This window comes from Bacillus sp. ISL-4 (assembly GCF_018613275.1).
GTDB lineage: Bacteria > Bacillota > Bacilli > Bacillales > DSM-1321 > Peribacillus > Peribacillus simplex_E.
In genome coordinates, this window is sequence record NZ_JAGGQN010000040.1 from 38618 (window position 1) to 57790 (window position 19173).

At 39.7% G+C, this 19173-nt stretch carries 12 protein-coding genes and 1 pseudogene; 7 read left to right on the plus strand and 6 right to left on the minus strand.

The annotated features are described in order from the left end of the window. Positions 1–1206: a quaternary amine ABC transporter ATP-binding protein gene (locus J7J00_RS21810; RefSeq protein WP_214794557.1), complete on the minus strand. Its 1206-nt coding sequence runs from the start codon at positions 1204–1206 to the stop codon at positions 1–3. Between the two features lie 1722 nt (positions 1207–2928). Here J7J00_RS21810 and accD point away from each other — a divergent pair. Next, entirely contained in the window at positions 2929–3792 is an 864-nt protein-coding gene (gene accD / locus J7J00_RS21815; protein ID WP_214794559.1) for an acetyl-CoA carboxylase, carboxyltransferase subunit beta, read from the plus strand. Further along, the gene (locus J7J00_RS21820; RefSeq protein ID WP_214794561.1) at positions 3789–4742 is read left to right on the plus strand and encodes an acetyl-CoA carboxylase carboxyltransferase subunit alpha; all 954 of its coding nucleotides are present in this window, start codon (positions 3789–3791) and stop codon (positions 4740–4742) included. Before accD ends, J7J00_RS21820 begins: the two co-directional genes overlap by 4 nt. A gap of 595 nt (positions 4743–5337) precedes the next feature. Here J7J00_RS21820 and J7J00_RS21825 read toward each other — a convergent pair. The 3 genes from J7J00_RS21825 to hutP all read right to left on the minus strand — a co-directional run bounded on the left by J7J00_RS21825 (position 5338) and on the right by hutP (position 9142). After that, positions 5338–6735 (minus strand): amino acid permease, encoded by a 1398-nt coding sequence (locus J7J00_RS21825; protein WP_214794614.1) that lies wholly within the window; start codon positions 6733–6735, stop codon positions 5338–5340. 324 nt (positions 6736–7059) lie between these two features. Beyond that, positions 7060–8577, minus strand: coding sequence for a histidine ammonia-lyase (hutH, locus tag J7J00_RS21830; RefSeq protein ID WP_214794563.1), 1518 nt, complete (start codon positions 8575–8577; stop codon positions 7060–7062). Positions 8578–8692: 115 nt separating this feature from the next. Then, positions 8693–9142 carry a histidine utilization transcription antiterminator HutP gene (gene hutP, locus J7J00_RS21835; RefSeq protein WP_207439498.1) on the minus strand — a complete coding sequence of 150 codons (450 nt, stop codon included), beginning with the start codon at positions 9140–9142 and terminating at the stop codon, positions 8693–8695. Between the two features lie 107 nt (positions 9143–9249). Here hutP and J7J00_RS21840 point away from each other — a divergent pair. Continuing rightward, positions 9250–9564 (plus strand): annotated as a pseudogene (locus J7J00_RS21840) (ATP-binding cassette domain-containing protein); the annotation flags it as partial. Between the two features lie 96 nt (positions 9565–9660). Here J7J00_RS21840 and pbp4b read toward each other — a convergent pair. Beyond that, positions 9661–11034 (minus strand): penicillin binding protein PBP4B, encoded by a 1374-nt coding sequence (gene pbp4b / locus J7J00_RS21845; RefSeq protein WP_214794567.1) that lies wholly within the window; start codon positions 11032–11034, stop codon positions 9661–9663. Between the two features lie 639 nt (positions 11035–11673). On the opposite strand from pbp4b, the gene J7J00_RS28365 reads away from it, so the two are divergent. From J7J00_RS28365 to J7J00_RS21860, 4 genes are read left to right on the plus strand one after another with little or no spacing between them, the layout of a single operon-like run. Continuing rightward, complete coding sequence (locus J7J00_RS28365; protein WP_286201514.1) at positions 11674–11799, plus strand: hypothetical protein; 126 nt, start codon at positions 11674–11676, stop codon at positions 11797–11799. Between the two features lie 5 nt (positions 11800–11804). Further along, positions 11805–13367 (plus strand): spore germination protein, encoded by a 1563-nt coding sequence (locus J7J00_RS21850; RefSeq protein ID WP_396020598.1) that lies wholly within the window; start codon positions 11805–11807, stop codon positions 13365–13367. Between the two features lie 26 nt (positions 13368–13393). Then, complete coding sequence (locus tag J7J00_RS21855; RefSeq protein WP_214794571.1) at positions 13394–14497, plus strand: spore germination protein; 1104 nt, start codon at positions 13394–13396, stop codon at positions 14495–14497. Then, a complete protein-coding gene (locus J7J00_RS21860; protein ID WP_214794573.1) occupies positions 14481–15695 on the plus strand; it encodes a Ger(x)C family spore germination protein in 1215 nt (404 codons plus the stop codon). The genes J7J00_RS21855 and J7J00_RS21860 overlap by 17 nt, the downstream gene beginning before the upstream one ends. 272 nt (positions 15696–15967) lie before the next feature. Here the strand turns inward: J7J00_RS21860 and J7J00_RS21865 are convergent, their stop codons facing one another. After that, entirely contained in the window at positions 15968–19153 is a 3186-nt protein-coding gene (locus J7J00_RS21865; RefSeq protein WP_214794576.1) for a biotin/lipoyl-containing protein, read from the minus strand. Between the last annotated feature and the right edge of the window lie 20 nt (positions 19154–19173).

Consider the following 19173-nt stretch of genomic DNA (forward strand, 5'->3'; position numbering starts at 1 on the left):
TTATTCACTCTCCATTTCATTCAAGGAATCTTTATTTCCTGCCAAAGCACCGATAACGGCACCGCGAAGAAGAATTCCTTTAATTCTGTTCTGATCATCGATGACTGAGATTGGCAAGCTTGAAGTCGCCATCACATCCATGAGGTTTCCAAGTAATTCATCCTCTTTTACAGTTGGGATATCGGTTGACATCACTTCTGAGATCGATTGGTTATTGCTCATTGCCTGACGAGCCTGTTCAGCAGTCACGGCCCCCAATAACGTCTGCTTTCTATCCACAACAAAAATGCTGGAATAACCTTGTTTACGCATGATTTCCAAGGCAACCCTCGGACCTCTGTCCACCGCGATCTTCTCTGGGCGTATCATCACATGAGACGCTGTCAATACTTTTGATAGATCAACATCTTCCACAAACTTCTCGACGAATTCATTGGCTGGATTCATCATGATTTGTTCAGGGGTTCCCAATTGAATTACACTTCCATCTTTCATGAGGGCAATTCTATCCCCTATTCTTAATGCTTCATCAAGATCATGTGTAATGAAAATGATCGTTTTTTTATACTGATCTTGGATTTGAATCAGTTCATCCTGCATATCCTTACGAATCAATGGATCAAGGGCACTGAAGGCTTCATCCATCAATAAGATATCCGTATCACTTGCGAGTGCCCGGGCTAACCCAACCCTTTGCTGCATACCGCCGCTAAGCTGTGATGGCAGCTGATTTTCGTAGCCTTTCAATCCAACGGCCTCAAGAGCCTTCATCGCTTTTTCATGACGTTTTGCTGAATCCACTTTTTGAATTTCGAGCCCGAATTCAGCGTTTTCCAATATCGTTTTATGCGGAAATAAAGCAAAGTTCTGAAAGACCATGCTTATTTTCTTTTGTCTTACTTCCCTTAACCGGGCAGCGTTCATCTTCACGATATCTTCATCATCAATTAAGATTTCACCTAAAGTGGGATCGATCAAACGATTGAACATGCGGATCAAAGTGGATTTTCCGCTTCCGGATAGGCCCATGATGACAAAAATCTCGCCGGGATAAATCTCGAAATTAACATTATTCACTCCGACCGTTTGTCCCGTTTCTTTCAAGATTTCTCTTTTCGATTTGCCTTGCTTCAATAAGTCTGTTGCTGCTTTTGGAGATTTGCCAAAAATTTTCGAGACATTTCTGACTTCAACATACGGCTTCATCAAGTCACCTCATTCTAATAGTTGCCCATATGATATTCAGTTTTGCTGAATTCCCCCGTTTTATGCGAGTGATGATTATTAATACACAAGTACCTTGAAATAATCGAAATGTTAAAAACGATTCTACCCATACACTTTTTTCTTCTGTTCTATACCATATTGAGGTAAAAAAACGGAATTGACACATATGTGAGTGTCACCTTCTTGCACAGGACCTTCTATTTTTATTGTTCCCAAGAAGGAATTCTTTACTTGGATTATGTATGTGTGATTAATTGAGCATTTCAAGTAGGAAAAGGAGGTGCAATCACAACTGAGGAAACAAGCAGGCACAACATATACCAACTGTAATATAAACGATTTCCACTTAGAGTTTTCTGTCCAAACCTTGGACTAAAGATTACCCTCTTAAGTACTTCATTTTCCTTAACCAGGTGGAATTATACTTGCAGTATGACACCATACGCATTGAAAATGATTATGGGATTCCCAATGTGTCTAATTTGAGCATTTCAAGTAGGGAAAAGAGGTGCAATACAACTGAGGAACCTAACAGGCACAGCATATACCAACTGAAATATAATGGTTTTTATTTTTTAGAGTTTTGGTCATTCCCATCACACGGAATAAACCGTTCTCCCTAAAGTACTTCATTACCTTAACAAACAATGAATATAAATTCAAATGATGTGCGGCGGAATTGTTGAGTACATATGTTAAGATGGTGCATCATATGAAAGTGGCACCATCCTTCTATAAACATTGATTTATCAACGGTTAAAGCAAAATACGCGACATTGAAAATATATTTCTAGACACACGATTTATCATTTTTTTTTAAATGTAAAATTATCTCACAATCGAATACTCTTTACGAATAAAACCAGGAGTACAAAAAATATGGCTACTTTAGTTAGTGGGTTGCCTTCCTTCAATTAACCCATTCATAGCTTCTTTGGCTGTACAAGCTTTCCATGCTGTAAAGAATATTTTCTTCCAGCATTATGTACAGCACCTTCTGTATATTGAGTAAATACTTTATTTAATTATTGCTGCAAATGAAGAGATCCTGTAAGAAAATGTGGAAAGCAGCGTCGGTATCATATCGGCTATGAGACAGCTCTCCGTATTGCTCGCGAAGCTGCGGCAACCGGAAAGTCCGTGAGCTGTGTATGAAGCATGGGGTTCTCGAAAAAGAGGAGCTGGATGTCATTTTGAATTCTTATTATGTGTTCCTAATCTGCCCCTTCCTATTAATCTTTATCTTTTTAACAATCTGATAAACCAATAAAATATTATCCATGGAAGAATGACCCATTCAATTATATTAGTAATTGCATATTATGAGCTTACACCAACTAATGGGAGTATTCGCTTTATTAAATGACGCCTTGCTATTTGGTAAATCGCTCTTTCTAAAAACTGGATCAATGGTGAAGCCATCGATAACCTTTATTCTCTATATAGAAGATAATAAGTGTTTTTTAATGTTTGTATACTCGATTTGTATACAAGCCTATGTATTTCCCTGATAAAATCGTTTCTGATTTTCCAAGTAAAAATGCATTCATACAGGAATAGATAATTTCATAATGAAGACCCACCAAATAAAATCTTCATTCTCTAGGATGATTGCTGATTGTATAAAACTTTTTAATGAAAAGCTAAAAAACACAACGGTGAGCGTAACTTGTAAAAAGCGGTCTTACCAAAGGAGGATTGATGGAGATTTATCCATTAAAGAGAGAAAAAATAGAATCGAATTCTTTTTTTGAAATAGACAAAAGCATTACTCCAATCCCCTTTACTTGTAAATCATGTGGGGAAACTTTTGATGAATCTCTTATGAAAATAGAATTGAATGTATGTCCGAAATGCCAATATCACCACCCGGTTACAGCTTATGACCGCATTTCAATGCTTACAGATAGTGGTTCTTTTTCGGAATTCAATAAAAGTTTAATTTCCGTTGACCCGCTGAACTTCCCTGAATATAAAGATAAATTAACTTCTGATAAGAATAAGACTGCATTAAATGATGCGGTTATTACCGGGGAAGCTTCCATAGGTGGCTATCCGATTGTGATTGGTGTCATGGATTCTCGTTTCCGTATGGGAAGTATGGGCTCAGCAGTCGGTGAAAAAATCACAAGAGCCATTGAGGAATCATTAAAAACACGAAAACCATTTATATTGTTTTCGGCAAGCGGCGGAGCTCGTATGCAAGAAGGAATTCTTAGCCTCATGCAGATGGCAAAAACGAGTGTTGCTTTAGAACAACTAAACTACGAAAAAATCCTTTTCGTATCCGTTTTAACGAATCCTACAACGGGTGGAGTTTCTGCTAGCTTCGCTTCATTAGGTGATATCAATATTGCCGAACCACAAGCTTTAATTGGCTTTGCAGGAAGACGCATAATTGAACAGACGATAAGAGAAGAACTTCCGGAAAATTTCCAAACCTCTGAATTTTTATTGGACCATGGGCAACTGGATATGATTGTTAATAGGAGTGAATTAAAACAATCATTAACAACCATTTTAAAAATCCATCATCTCAACTTCAGGGAGTGTTTTAAACGATGAACTTGCAAGTATTAAAACAACTGGAAAATCAAATTGCTGAATTGAAAGAGGTGTCTACAAAGCATAATCTTGACTTTAACGAAGTAATAAATAATCTTGAGCAAAAAGTCAATGAAATCAAAATTCATCTTAACGAGAATATGGAAGTTTGGGATAAAATTCAACTATCCAGAATTCAACAACGCCCTACTACTTTAGATTATATCCACCATATTTTTGAAGACTTTATTGAACTTCATGGTGACAGACTTTATGGGGAAGATCCTGCATTGGTTTCAGGAATAGCTACCTTCGAAGGAATGCCTATAACTGTCTTAGGAAATCAAAAAGGTAAAAATACTAAAGACAATATCTATCGTCGTTTTGGCATGTCGCAACCTGAAGGCTACAGAAAATCCCTAAGAATTATGCAACAAGCCAATAAGTTCAATCGCCCCGTCGTAACATTTATCAACACGGCAGGAGCCTTCCCAGGTCGTGAAGCCGAAGAACGCGGACAATCTCAAGCTATCGCCCTCAATCTTCGTGAAATGGCAAGTTTTGGAGTGCCTATCATCTGTTTTGTAGTTGGTGAAGGTGGGAGTGGTGGTGCATTGGCTCTTGGAATCGGCAATCGAATCTACATGCTAGAAAACACATTTTATTCGGTTATTTCACCTGAAGGAGCAGCAGCATTATTATGGAAGGATGCCACACAAGCAAAACGAGCAGCCGAGGCATTGAAAATTACGGCTAAGGACTTGATGGAACTAGGGGTGATCGATGAGATCATCAAAGAACCTGTAGGAGGAGCACATATTGACATCCCACTTCAATCGCACTTTATCAAAGAAACCTTGCGAAAAGCATTACAAGAACTTGGTCAATTAGATAAAGGCATTCTACGCCAACAACGTTTTGATAAGTTCCGAAAAATCGGTGAGTATATAGAAGAAAGGACATTTAAATAAATGGATGAACAATTATTTCCCAACATGTTCATAGACCATTTGATATAGACGTTAGACTCAACATTTTGTAATGAAAATTATAATGTCCATTCTTTCCTCCCCAATTACACCTGAATTATTTTATATCCTTTTGTTACATTATTCATGGCCATGCCAAATAACCCTCCAAACCTTTTAGCAGGGTTTATCTCTGCTTTACAAAACCGTTAACTAGGCTATATCAAGGAAATCTCTTGCCTTTTTAACAGAGCACAAATTCAATGAACCTTCTCCAACTTTAATCGAACTACTTCACGTTTTATATGTTTGTCCCTTTTCGCCAATAAAAAAATCCCCTCCTAGGTAGATTATTTAATCTACCTAGGAGGGGATAAAAAAGGCATATTCCTTAAATGAAATTGATATTATGCGTATTGATTCAATCATCTCCAACAGTTACTTCGGCTCAATAAACTGGAATCAACTTCAAATTATTGTTTATTTTGTTTCTTTGGCGGTAAGGAACCATGTCATTTCAAGGCTGCAAACTTTCTTAACAAAGAAAGTTGTATTTTTTAATAATTAATCCAAATAAATTATTAAAGAAGTCTTATGTCTATTTTACATTCCTATGTTCATCAAAATCGATTTTGCATTCCTCTAGCGGAACTACTTTTGTTTTCTTAATGAACTTATAACCAAGCCACATTATCAAAAAGAATGGGATGCCAAGGTAGGCAGCAATTACACTTGCCCAGTTAATGTCAGCGCCAATGAAGGCCTGATAGTTTTGCGCCAATAAAACGAAAAAACAAAGAGCAAAGGAAAATATCGGTCCGAAAGGAAACCATTTTGACTTATAGGGAAGGTCGTCCAGTGAATACCCTTGTGCAATATAAGCTTTTCTAAACCTGTAATGGCTTGCCGCTATACCCAGCCAAAATATAAATCCAGTGACTCCAACCGCATTCATAAGCCAAATATAAATAACTCCATCACCGAAAAAGGAAGCAAAAAAGGCCAACATCCCTACAAGTGAAGTGACAACCAGTCCCCAAACGGGAACGCCGCGCTTGTTAAGCTTCCCGAAAATACGCGGTGCCAGCCCTTCATTTGCCATTGAGTACAACATTCGGCTTGTCACGTAAAGACTTGAATTACCAGCGGATAATACGGCCGTCAAAATGATGGCGTTCATCACGGATGCAGCAAATGCCAGTCCCACTTTTTCAAACACCATCGTAAACGGGCTAACCATGATCGTATGTCCCTGCAGATTGCCATTCGTATAAGGAACGATCAATCCAATAACAACTATGGCCAGGATGTAAAAGAGGAAGATTCTCCAAAAAATGCTGCGAACTGCACGAGGTACATTTTTTGCCGGGTCTTCACTTTCACCGGCTGCAACACCGACTATTTCTGTACCTTGAAAAGAAAATCCAGCAGCAATGAAGATACCCAATGTTGCCAAAAAACCACCGGCAAACGGAGCGTCACCAACTGTGAAGTTTTTAAAACCAATCGCTTCTCCGTTCATAATTCCGAATATCATCAATATTCCGACAACAATAAAAATGATGATGGTTGCGACTTTAATGAGGGAAAACCAATATTCCCCTTCTCCATACCCTTTAACAGATACGTAATTCAATAAGAATATCAAAACTAGAAACAAAGAACTCCATAAAAAAGACGAGCTGTCAGGAAACCAAAACTTCATTACCATCGTTGCGGCAGATAGTTCTGCGGCAAGGGTCATCGCCCAAGTGAACCAATAGTTCCAACCAAGCGCAAACCCTAATGCTGGGTCGATGAAACGCGAAGCATAGGTGCTGAAAGCTCCGCTGACTGGCATAAATGATGCCAGTTCTCCAAGGCTTGTCATAATAAAATAAACCATTATACCAATTACGGCGTAAGCGACCAAAGCACCGCCAGGTCCTGCAGAGTGAATGGCTGGACCGCTTCCGAGAAACAACCCTGTTCCAATTGCACCGCCCAGTGATATCATCGTAAGGTGGCGCGCTTTTAGCTTCCTTTGTAAAGTATTTGACGGCTGGTTTTGTTCATTTATGACAGGTGTTTGCAATTGCCGATTTTCCAAATTAGATTCCCCTCCAAAAATGCATATTTAATCTAGCACGAATAGGTAAAGCCGATCATTCCATCAATGGTCATTTCCTGCATTTATTACTATTTCAAGGTCATTTTCTCTAATGCCGGGACCTTTTTGGATTTCTGGGATCTATGTTGCTTTTACATAACAATGTTAGGCTTAAAACCCAAGTCAAAGGGCTATAAGCCTAACGTTTATTCGGATATTCCGCACTTCATATTATGTTGTAGGTAAACTCCTATTAATAAATGAATTCCAATCGATTTGATGTAACCAGCCTGCCGTTGCTTCGATATCTTTTGAAAAGATACGATCTTGTGTAATGCTTGGAATGAGCTTTCTTGCTTCCGTATAAAACTCTTTTGTAAACGGAGCCATCTTTTCTATTCCACGGTATTCCACCGCTTGTAAGGCACAAATGAGCTCAATCGACAAAACGCGGCGAACGTTTTGAATGATTTGATGTGCGTGTCGGGACCCAATCGTTCCCATGCTTACATGATCCTCCTGGTTCGCTGAAGATGGAATGGAATCAACACTTGCAGGATGTGCGAGTGTTTTATTCTCAGAGACGAGTGAAGCTGCACAATATTGCATGATCATCGCTCCCGACTGCAAGCCAGGCGACGGACTTAAGAATGGCGGTAAATCATTCAGCTGAGGATTGACGAGTCGCTCAATCCGGCGCTCTGAAATGTTCGCAAGCTCAGCAACAGCGATTTTCATGAAGTCCATCGCAAATGCAATCGGCTGGCCATGGAAGTTACCCCCTGAAATAACCTTTTCCCCATCGTCAAAAATAAGCGGATTATCCGTCGCAGCATTCATTTCGATCTCCAATTTCTCTTTTACATAATCAAGAGTTTGCCATGATGCACCGTGCACTTGGGGGATGCAGCGGAGCGAATAAGCATCCTGTACCCGCAGTTCTCCTTGCTTGGTGATGAGCTGGCTGCCGCTGATCATGCGAAGGATCCGTTCCGCAACCTCTGTTTGCTGGCGGTAACCGCGTGCTAGATGAACATCCGGATCAAAGGCATCTTCAATGCCGCGTAATCCCTCTAAAGTCAGTGAAGCAATCGCTTCAGTTTGATGGGCCAGCTGTTCAGCTTCAATGTAATTTACTAGGCCCATCCCCGTCATGGCCTGTGTTCCGTTAATTAATGCAAGACCTTCTTTTGCTTTAAGTGTCACTGGAAGAATGCCTTCCTTCGATAAAGCTACGATGGCCTCCATTCGCTCTCCTTTATAAAACACTTCCCCTTCTCCCATCAATACTAGCGCTAAATGGGAAAGCGGCGCCAAGTCCCCACTTGCTCCTAGAGAACCTTGCTGAGGGATGACCGGGTGAATATGAGCATTCAAAAGATCGATCAAACGTTCTATGACGACAGGACGTACGCCTGAAAACCCTTTTAATAGCGCATTGGCACGGAGAAGGACCATAGCTCTCGAAACCACCTCTGGAAATGGTTCCCCGACTCCGCACGCATGGGAATGAATCAAATTCCACTGTAGCTGCTCTGCGTCCTCTGCATCAATCAAAACATCGCTGAACTTTCCAAAACCTGTTGTGATGCCATAGACGACCTTCTTTTGTTTCACGATATTTTCAACCGCTTCCCGGCTTTTTTCCACTTTCTTAACACTCTCGGCAGAAGCCGTGACAAATGCCTCTCCATACAATACTTTTTTCGCTTCTTCAATCGTTAAAGTTTGACCCGTTAACATAATCATTTCCTGCACCCCTATTCTTTTTTTAAACACACAAAAGGAGGCCATATTGACAGACTTATCCAGTCTTTCAATACAGCCCCCTATTTCACTAAAATAACTATAGGCTTTTAATTATTTAAATGTGGTTAATTCCCAAGCCAACGGCTTCATGCTCAAATCCCCGAACCGGTGCTCCAATCGTTCCATACACGGCGACAGCAATCCATTCACCTTCGTCCCCGTTTTTAAACGGTCTGCCCCGAACGATTGCAAACCGAAGGCCCGCAGTCCTCAAAAGGCCGCCAAGCTCGACTTGGCCGCGTGTCACTCCTTGGAGTGCTTCGATGATCGCATGATACAGCGCATGCATTTCACGATACATATCGGGATTGACTAACCCAAGTCTTTTCGCTGATGTCTCAATGGCCGCAACTATTTTCTGCAGCTCCATTGAACCGACTTTACCTTTTCCATAAAGCCAATCCATCCGCTTTAGATCATTCGTCAATATGACTTCTTCCTCTTCGTCCGCAAACGCGTACATGATTGCATGGCGCCCGATTCTTCTGTCGAATTCCTTTGTCATGCAGGTACCTCTTTTACAATTTTCTAAATTCACTAATAACTAATATTATTGTAAGCGGATACAAGCTGTTCAGTCAATATATTTTTTTAAAAATAAATCTTTTAGGGGGAGTGAAATTATCGGGAGGGCAAAATCAGCGTGTCTCGATTGCTCGTATATTCCTGAAGAATCCCCCGATATTAATCCTTGATAAAGCCACTTCAGCTCTAGACACCGAGACCGAAAAAGCAGTTCAGAAAGCATCGGAACGACTCTCGATAAATCGGAAAACACTTGTCATTGCACATAGGTTGGCGACAATTAAACACGCCGACCGCATCACCGTTGTACAAAATGGGGAAATCATCGAACAAGGTGCCCATAATAATTTGCTCCATCAAGACGGAGCATACAAAAATCTGATCCTTGCCCAAACTGTATAAAAAACTAAAGTGTGGCTAAAAGAAATTCATACATTCATATAACAAGAATAAAGGCCTCCCGACTTTAATCGGAGGCCTTTTACTTTATGGTGATATTCATTCATTCGTTTCCAATGCTTCATAAATCGCAGTAACAACACTTCCATAGCTTCCTGTTTTGAAGAGGTCGCCAAAAAACTGATTGGAATTGGCTACAGGGTTAACGAGCGGAGAGTGCTTTTTATTAGTAAGTAAAACAATCCCTAAATCCATCTCCGGATCAATGATCGTTACCGTCCCAGTCCATCCAGTATGACCGTAGGCACTGTCGCTCGCATAAGGGCTGAACATCCACTCCATGCTAGCATCGCCATTTCGTCTCCACCCTAGTCCATATGTCGGATTCATCGCGGAAGGTGCGACGAATTCATCGATGGTTTCTTGATCAAACAACATATGTTTACCGTATCCCCCGCCATTCAGCATCACCTGCAGGAGGACGGCCATATCTTCCGTATTCGAGAAAAGACCTGCATGCCCTGAAACGCCCCCCATCGAATAAAAGGCTTTTTCATCATGTACTTCCCCTTGAAGTGTGTATGTGCGAATGTTAGGGAAATCTATCACGCCGTCCCTGGTGTTACCAAGCAATTCAGTTGCAGCAAAATCCATTGGCTTAAAGCCCTTTTGAAGAGGATTGAACTTTGTATTTTTCAAACCAAGCGGCTTGTACAATTCATTTTCAACATAAGTGTCAAGCCGCTTACCCGTTATTTCTTCAACAATGGCGCCAAGCAGCATATAATCGACATCACTGTATACATTCTGTGTTCCGGGAACATATGTGAGCGGTGTTTTGGAAATGAACTCGATGGTTTTATCCCTTTCCTGGGAGTAGAGTTCTTTCGAAACCTTTGGATTATGATATTGCGGATCAGGTCTAAACCCTGCTGTATGATGGAGAACATCAATAATCCTCAGATTATCCTTTCCTTTGATCACATCCTCCTTTGTGTCTTTGAATTCAGGAATGTATTGCTGGACTCTTGCCTGGATATTTAACTTGCCTTCGCTGACCAATTTCTGAATGGCAAAATTAGTTGCATACATCTTCGTGTTTGAAGCAAGGTCAAATAACGTTTCATTTTCCATTTTCCGAAACTTCTTAAGAGGTGTATGCTCATTATATTTCTGTTTGTACCCGTAGCTTTCATTTTTAACGATTTTTCCGTCCTTTATGACAATCAGGGCAGCACCAGGGAAACCGGCAGCCACCTCCATTTCAATAAGCTGATCCACCTTTTCCAGCTTTTCAGACGAAAAGCCCGCTTCTTCAGGTTTTTTTGCTTTCTTTAACATGGAATACTGGCTGGCATTTTCCTTACTCAAAGCGGCTTCCAGATTTGGATTTTCAGTAGCGAAAGACACGGATGGTGCTAGTAAGGAAAGAGCCAGAATTGAACTAAGTGTGCAGCTTGTCCATATATTCATCATTTTCCACCCCTTTAAAATCGCACTTTAGTAACTAAGGAACAACTTTGCCTTTTGACCCATATCGAAAGAAAATCTTCTCATTCATTCCGCATCACAATCCTATAAAGCGATCATCGTGTTTTTCGTTCCGGGTAGCGATTGGGTATCTTATTCTTAAGTTGATAAATACGGATATTTCCCAAAGCTAGCTAATATTTACCAATAATTCTCAATTTTCAGTATATATGATTTTGAACATCATTTCAATTTGATATTTATATTTTTAAAATTACATTTCAATTCTTGAGCATAAACCTTCTCAATTTCAACGAGGAAAAGCACCGATAAAAAAACACCCTCTTTTTTACTTTCTAAAAGCTTCACTAATACATTCCAATAAATTGTTCACGATTCATGTTCATTAAATCTCACCATGATCATTCGGATAAGTCCCAGAATCGATTTCTCCTCCTTCTCTCCTCCACTATCAAAATCACTTTTTCTACATAGCTAATACTAAGTATAAGGTGATGTAAAACGGCTAATGGCTTTTAACTTCATTGCATAAGAAATGCAGAAGATATTAATACTATTTGAGATATAAAGGAATTTTGCAAATTTTTAGCTGCTATCTGAGCCAAGTATAGGGGGATGAAAATGTGGAAAACGATTGTTTCCTACCTTCCAGAATGGCAGGTTTTTATACAAGCTTTTATTACGTTTGTTATTCCGTTTGTTATCAGCAAATTGTTTAATTGGCTTCGTACCTCAAAGGATGAGTGATGATGATGAAAGAGTGGAAGTTTGGTAAAAAAGGAAAAGGTACCGATAAAGACAAACAAGAAGCAACTCCCCCCCAAGATGCGACGTGTCAGTTTACAGATAATTTTAATTCTAATCTTGAATGTGTTAAGCAAGAAATCGGCCATAATTGGGATGTGCATTTTCGGGAATTTAATCTAGGGCGTACCGGTGTACGGTCAGTTATCATTTTTACGGATGGACTATCGGATAAAGATCTCATTGATAAGCATATTATGCCTTCATTGATGGTTGATTTTTCAGAGGAATATAACCAGGACCTTCCCTACCTCAAAGGAAGCATTTCAAAAGAATTTATAAAAAATGAAGTGTTATCCATTAGTGAAATAGAAGCAGTACGTTCCATTAAAGAGTTAGCATCTAAAGTACTAACAGGTTCTACCGCTCTTTTAATTGATGGATCAATGGATGCGCTGATCCTTGGAACTACAAAACTTAAAACAAGGACGATCGAAGAGCCGGTATCAGAAGCATTAGTCAGAGGTCCACGGGTCGGTTTCACTGAGTCATTGAGTGATAATACCTCTTTTTTAAGGGCTAGTGGTGAAATCGAGAATTTATCCTTAGTAAAATTTCAAGTAGGAAAGCGTTCAAAAAAAGACTTGGTGGTTGCTTACATAAAAGATATTGTTGATCCCGAATTAGTTCAAGAGGTAGAAAACCGAATTAAGAAGATCGATATTGATAATGTGCCGGAATCAGGTTATGTAGAGCAACTTATCGAAGATAATTACCTTAGCCCTTTTCCGCAGGTACAGAATACAGAGCGTCCCGACCGCGTGATGGCAGCTTTGATGGAGGGTCGAGTGGCCATCTTATTAGATGGGACGCCATTCGCTTTAATCGTTCCGGTTACCTTAAGCATGATGTTGCAATCACCGGAAGATTATTATGAAAGGTGGATTCCTGGCACATTCATACGGATTCTTCGTTACCTCTCAGCTATTCTTGCCCTTTTTACACCGTCTTTGTATATAGCTTTTATCTCATTTCATTCAGGGTTGATTCCGACCAAACTGGCCATCTCCATTATAGGAACCAGGTCCGGGGTACCGTTTCCGGCACTTATCGAAGCATTGTTCATGGAAATATCCATCGAAATTTTGAGGGAAGCAGGACTGCGATTGCCTAAGCCAATCGGTCCCGCAATGGGAATTGTCGGCGGTCTAATCATAGGGGAAGCTGCTGTACAGGCAGGGATCGTTAGCCCTGTTTTGGTCATTGTAGTAGCGTTAACCGCCATTTCATCATTTTCCATTCCGCAATATAGTGCTGGGTTTACATTACGGATTCTTCGTTTTCCCTCCATGCTGTGTGCTGCCACCTTTGGATTGTACGGGGTCATTCTCTTTTTTCTTTTAATGAGCAGCCATTTAGTAAAATTAAAAAGCTTTGGTGTGCCTTTTTTGAGTCCAGCCGTTCCTTATCGCTTAAGTGAGTGGAAAGACCTGATGGTTCGCATGCCACTTATGATGATGAAACGCCGTCCAAAGATGATGCATACAAAAAACCCCATGCGTAAAGGATAACCTATCGGTGAAAGGGTGGTTAATGAATGATTCTCAGTCCGAAAGACAAAATTACAACTCCTCAAGCAGCTGTCATTGTCATCAACTTTATACTCGGTACAGGATTACTCACCCTACCCAGATCATCTACGGAGAAGGTACATACACCAGATGTATGGATAAGCGTTATTTTAGGCGGAGTTATCGCGATAATCGCGGGGGTCATCATGGCCAAATTAAGCCAACGGTTTCCCGAAAAAACCTTTTATCAATACATCAATGATATTGTTGGAAAATGGGTGGGTGGGTTACTCAGTTTAGTTATAATCTGTTATTTTCTTACGACCTCCGGGTTTCAGATCCGTTCAATGGCGGAGGTTGTAAGGTTTTTACTTCTTGAAGGTACGCCTACCTGGGCAATTATTATGATGTTTATGTGGGTGGGTCTCTATCTGATCTTCGGCGGCATTAACCCGATTGCCCGTCTTTTTGAAATTATATTGCCTTTGACAGTTATCCTTTTTTTGGTTGTTACCTTTATGAGCTTTAAAATATTTGAAATCGATAATCTGCGTCCGGTATTAGGAGAAGGAGTTATCCCTGTACTTAAAGGAGTAAAAACAACGGCTCTCGCTTTTACAGGGGCTGAAATCATGTTACTGCTTCTTCCGTTTATGAATCAGCCAAAAAAAGCAGTAAAAGCGGTTATTGTTGGAGTTTCCATTCCATTGATTTTTTACGTGATAACGGTCGTATTGGTTATCGGGGCATTATCTATTGATGGAGTGGTCACGAGAACATGGCCGACACTTGATCTTATTCGAAGTTTTGAAGTCGCCGGTTTGATCTTTGAACGGTTTGAATCCTTATTGCTCGTGGTATGGATCATGCAAATTTTTTCCACATTCACCATAACATTTTATGCAGCTGCTTTAGGGCTGGCTCAACTTTCAAAAAAGGGCATTCACCCATTTATGTTTGGGTTGCTTCCAATTCTCTACATCATTGCAATGGTTCCGAAGAATATCAATGACCTCTTTAAAATTGGAGATTTCCTCGGCAATGTCGCAATGTTCTTATTTGGTTTACTTCCGCTTCTCCTGCTTATTATCTCAAGAGTAAAGGGAGGAAAATATGAAACAAACCCATAAAAATATCCGGCCTCTCTTCGTTTCCCTTTCCGTTCTTTTGCTCTTATTTCTTACAGGATGTTGGAGCAGTCATGAAATTGAAGAGCAAAGTTTAGGAGTAGGTTTGGCATTTGATACAGGAAAGAAGACCTTCGTTGAGAAAGAGTTAAATGAACAAGGGGAGAGATATTTGAGAAAAGACCTGATTACTTCAACCTATCAAATTATCACTCCACAAGTAGCAAGTTCAACAACGAAACAAGCCGGACCACAAAAAAAAGCTTATGTTAATGTTTCTCAAACGGGAGATTCCGTCCTTCAAATGACTCGTGAATTATCATTGAGAAGTGAACAACCCTTAACCGCTCACCATATGAAAGTGATTGTTATAAGTGAAAGTCTTGCAAAATCGTATGGTTTGGAACAATTACTTGATCTTAATCTTCGTGATAATGATTTTAGACCAAGCTGTCTTGTGCTCATCAGTAAAGGAAGAGCAAGCAACACACTGGAAACAAAGACAGCAGGCGAAATTCCAGCGTTTCGTCTGGTTGGCATTGTGAAAAATGCCTATAGAACAGCGAGAATTTTGCCTCCTATGTCTCTTATTAAAATAGAAAGTAAGGTCAAATCAGAATCTAGTTTTCTGCTGCAAAATGTACTATCTGTGAATGGGGAAGTCAAATTTGCGGGAGCTGCCGTGGTCGATGGAAAGACACACAAAATGACTGGTTTTTTGAATGAGGAGGAACTGGAGGGCGTCACATGGATAACGGGCAAGGGAAAAGGCGGTGTAGTGAAAAGCTTTGATGAAGAAACTGGTCAGCTGATTGTGTATGAGATAGAGTCCATGAAAAGCAGTATTATACCTCGAGTTAATGGAAACAACATCTCTTTTGATGTAAACATCGAATCAGAGGGAAGGCTATCTGAAACTTGGGTGGATCGGGGAAATACTTTTAAAAATGAATTCCTAAAAAAAGCAGAAAAATCCTCTGAAAAAGAAGTGGAACGCTTGGTGAGAAATGTAGTAGAAAAAATGCAAAAAGAATACCGAGTGGACGTTGCTGGCTTCGGAAATCGATTGAGAATTGAGAACCCCAAAGTTTGGAAGAAGGTTAAAAAGGATTGGGACCAAACATTCAGTGAAACCCTGATCAACTACAATATAAAATTAACGATTAAAGATTATGGAACATCAGGAGGATTAAAGAAGTGAACCCTGAGAATAAACACATATGAGCTTCAAGCATTAAATGTTGAAAGTGAAAACTTTTTTTAACATTTTAAAGTACCAGGGAAGCGAATACAAATAACGATGAGCATGAAAAAGCCTCCCACAGTAAACTGTGGGAGGCCTTCTTAAAGTGAGGTATTTTCCACTCATGGCCCTTCTTACATAAAACCTTAACCGATGGACCAAGTGGGGCATCTTCCAATTATACCACTCACTTCCCCATACAATTGAATTATCCCTTTCCAATCGGAAAATTAGCTTAATTCCACTTTAGTAATTTCAGATAAATAAACCCCATTTAAAATCGTGCCTTCGTCTGCAACAACATATTCAATAACAGTCGGGCTTATGGTTCGAATATAAACAAAAGCTGAATCATCTATATGCCCAATTCGAAGCTTTTTCCTCTGTGCCTGCTTAATATCAAGCTGGTTGGTACTAGCTTCCGGCAGGCTTGTGTAATAAATTTCAAAATCTTCTTCTGACGCATCAATGAAAAGATGCCATTTGTTATACTCTTCTTCTTGATCAATCACTGTTTTTAATTTCCCTTTTCTCCCGATGCCAAGAAAATACTTGAACTTTGATTCACCATTGACCATATCGCGGTCAATAACTTTTATACTTCCGCCTTTTCTGCTTTGTACAAGTCCAAAGGCAACGCCTGTTTTTCCTGTAGGGGCTGTTAGAATATCTCGGTTAACCACTCTGTTTCTCTCTTGTTGCTTTAAATAAGCGCCTTCCGTCCCCAGCGGTGGGAGAATCTCAAAAAGATTATCAGACACTTCTCCCCAGTTTTGAGTGTTCTGTACTTCCCTTTCAATCCATTTATTAAATAAATTCATAACGACTGGGGATTTACTTGAATTACCCGCAAGCAGTATATTTACTTTCTTAATATTACTGGGTTCTGATCGGGCAAAAGCGCGCCTTAATGACTCAAAGAAATTTTTAATGCCTTTTTCAATTCTTTCCTCAATCAGTTTTTCCATTTCATCTTGATCAATCAAAAGTTCCACATTGAGTTTTGCGCGGCCGGCTTTGTCAAACAAATCTGCCCGAATCATTCCTTTTCCAAACTGTTCTTCATACCGTTCATGTCTTTCCCAAAGCGGCCTTAATTTTTCTACCAATTGTTTCGTATTTAAATAGGATTCTTGTGACTCATTAATCAGCGTTTCACTTCCGGGAAACTTCACACATTCTACTGGGAGAGTAAAAGGAATATTTAGCTCACGCATTGTTCTTTGGTTGTTTTTAAACACTTGGAACGCCAAAAGCTCTAGCATGTTCTCTCCACCTAAATAACGGTCCCCGCCCGCTGCAAAATGCTCAATGACATAATCATATCTGCTTTCTTTCAGGCCTGCTTCACGCCAAATACCAAAATCAAAATCTGTCGTTCCTCCACCAAAATCAAACACACCATAGTACGTTCTTTCATCCTCTTCCGGTTCAAACCCGTATTCCTGTAACGCACAAACGGCATAAGCAGCAGGTTCGCTCGCCCCAGCGGTGACACGAAACTTTTTCATTAATTCTTCATCCTGCTGAATCGGCATAGGAAGTGTCTTTTTTAACCCACGCTCAAAACACTTTAGAATTTTTTCTCTTACCTCTTTTTCATACGTCACCGGGAAAGATAAGGTGTAGTCCAGGTATATCCCATTGTTCTGGTTATTGATATACAAACCGAGGTAGTAAGCGTATAACTCAATCGGGTTGATTTCCTGATCGGTTAAGTCCAGAAAGGAACGCAGTACAACGGCATATCCCTTCTTGTCTTTTAATCGAAGTTCGTTTTTCTTTTCTCCAGCCCACTGCTTTAGATTATTCAATATGGAATAATAATGGTCACTCTTTCCATTCATCAAATTGTTAAGAGCATTGTGGGAAACCGTCACATCCTGCCACCTTGTATCTGGCCTTCCTTCCTTTTCTTGATAAAGCTCCAGGAAATGCTCTAAATCAATAAATTCAATCACGGTTGGATTTTCATAATGCCAGTCTTGTACCTCCGTGTTAAGGTAGCCAACCCCAATACGCATGGGAAGAGTAAAATCACTTTCCTCTTGATGAACGACCACTGTACTTTTCGTTCCAAAATCAATGCCAACTATGCCGTCCTCCCTAATATCCATTTTAGGGTTTCTGGCCATTATTTCTTCATTCAGTTTTATCGTTAAAGGTTTTTCATCAGAGAGGACAGGCCATAAATCCCAATGTCCTCGGTTTGGATCTATTAGCATCTTTTCATCATATGTATCAATATCAGCTCTTACTTTTTCAGAGTTTAAAAGCTTCTCATAAAACGTCTTGGAATCGATAGCGATTGATGGCAATTCTTTTAGAAAACTTTCATGATCTAACCCCTTTAATTGATACAATGCCAGCAAATAATCATACTCCTTCTGACGTTCTGCGCTTAACCCACTTGGTACCAATCGGTTTTTCAGCCAGAGATGGAGAGCCATCTGATCATTGATTCCAAAGGAATTTTCCCCATTTAAACGGAAAACAGGAACGAAAAATCCTTTACCCGGCAAATTATTTTTTTGATTTACTACATCGAAACTTTGAATGTCGTACCCGTTGAATTTAAACGCTATTGATTTAGAAGAGTTAGCCGTTTGATTGGCAAATATCCTTGAAATGGAAGGATTTTTACTCGTGGAGTAATCATCCAAAGCTAATATTTTCTTATATATAGGGTGATCGGTTGTATTGAAACTTTTAGCAGCTTCTTCCCGAGTCATGGCATCACCTTTAAAACCGGAAACGTCCAGATGCTCTTTGTAGTCAAAATCTTCGTCCATTAATTCATAGTATTTTCTATAAGGAAATAAAGCTGCAATATTGTGATCATATATAACATTCCCGTTATTCATGTAAACCCATCTGGAACGGAGCATCTTTTTAATGTCTTGGAAGAAGCTCGCTTCATCTTTAAAAAAGGTTTCTTCTGCACTCTGATATAAATGGCTGATTAAAGATCTCACTTCTTTATAAGTCATTGAAATGGTAGAGACCGAAACGGTTTGGGAATCAGGTGAGAATAGAACCTGCTCTTCGCTCTTATTCATTAAGTATATAGAACTGTCTATGTTATTTTTTTCAGCTAAATTTGTTACGTTCTCAAGGGGCTCTTTATCTTCTATCATTTCTTGTTTTTCAACTTCTATTAATAATTCTTCTGAAAGAGCTTCACCAGAATCCAAATAACATATCAGATCACCAATCTTGACAATAGTGTCCTCCGCTACATTCAATTCTTTAAGGGTACCTTCCTTTTCTGAAAAAAGGTCAAATTCGATCCCCTCACAGCTGAATTTGGCTAAGCTTTCGCCCACCGTAATATAATCGCCCGGCTGTTTATACCATTCCATAAGAAGGATTTTATCAATGCCTTCTTCAATCTCTGGGATAATAATCGATGTCATTGTTATTTCTCCTTTATTAT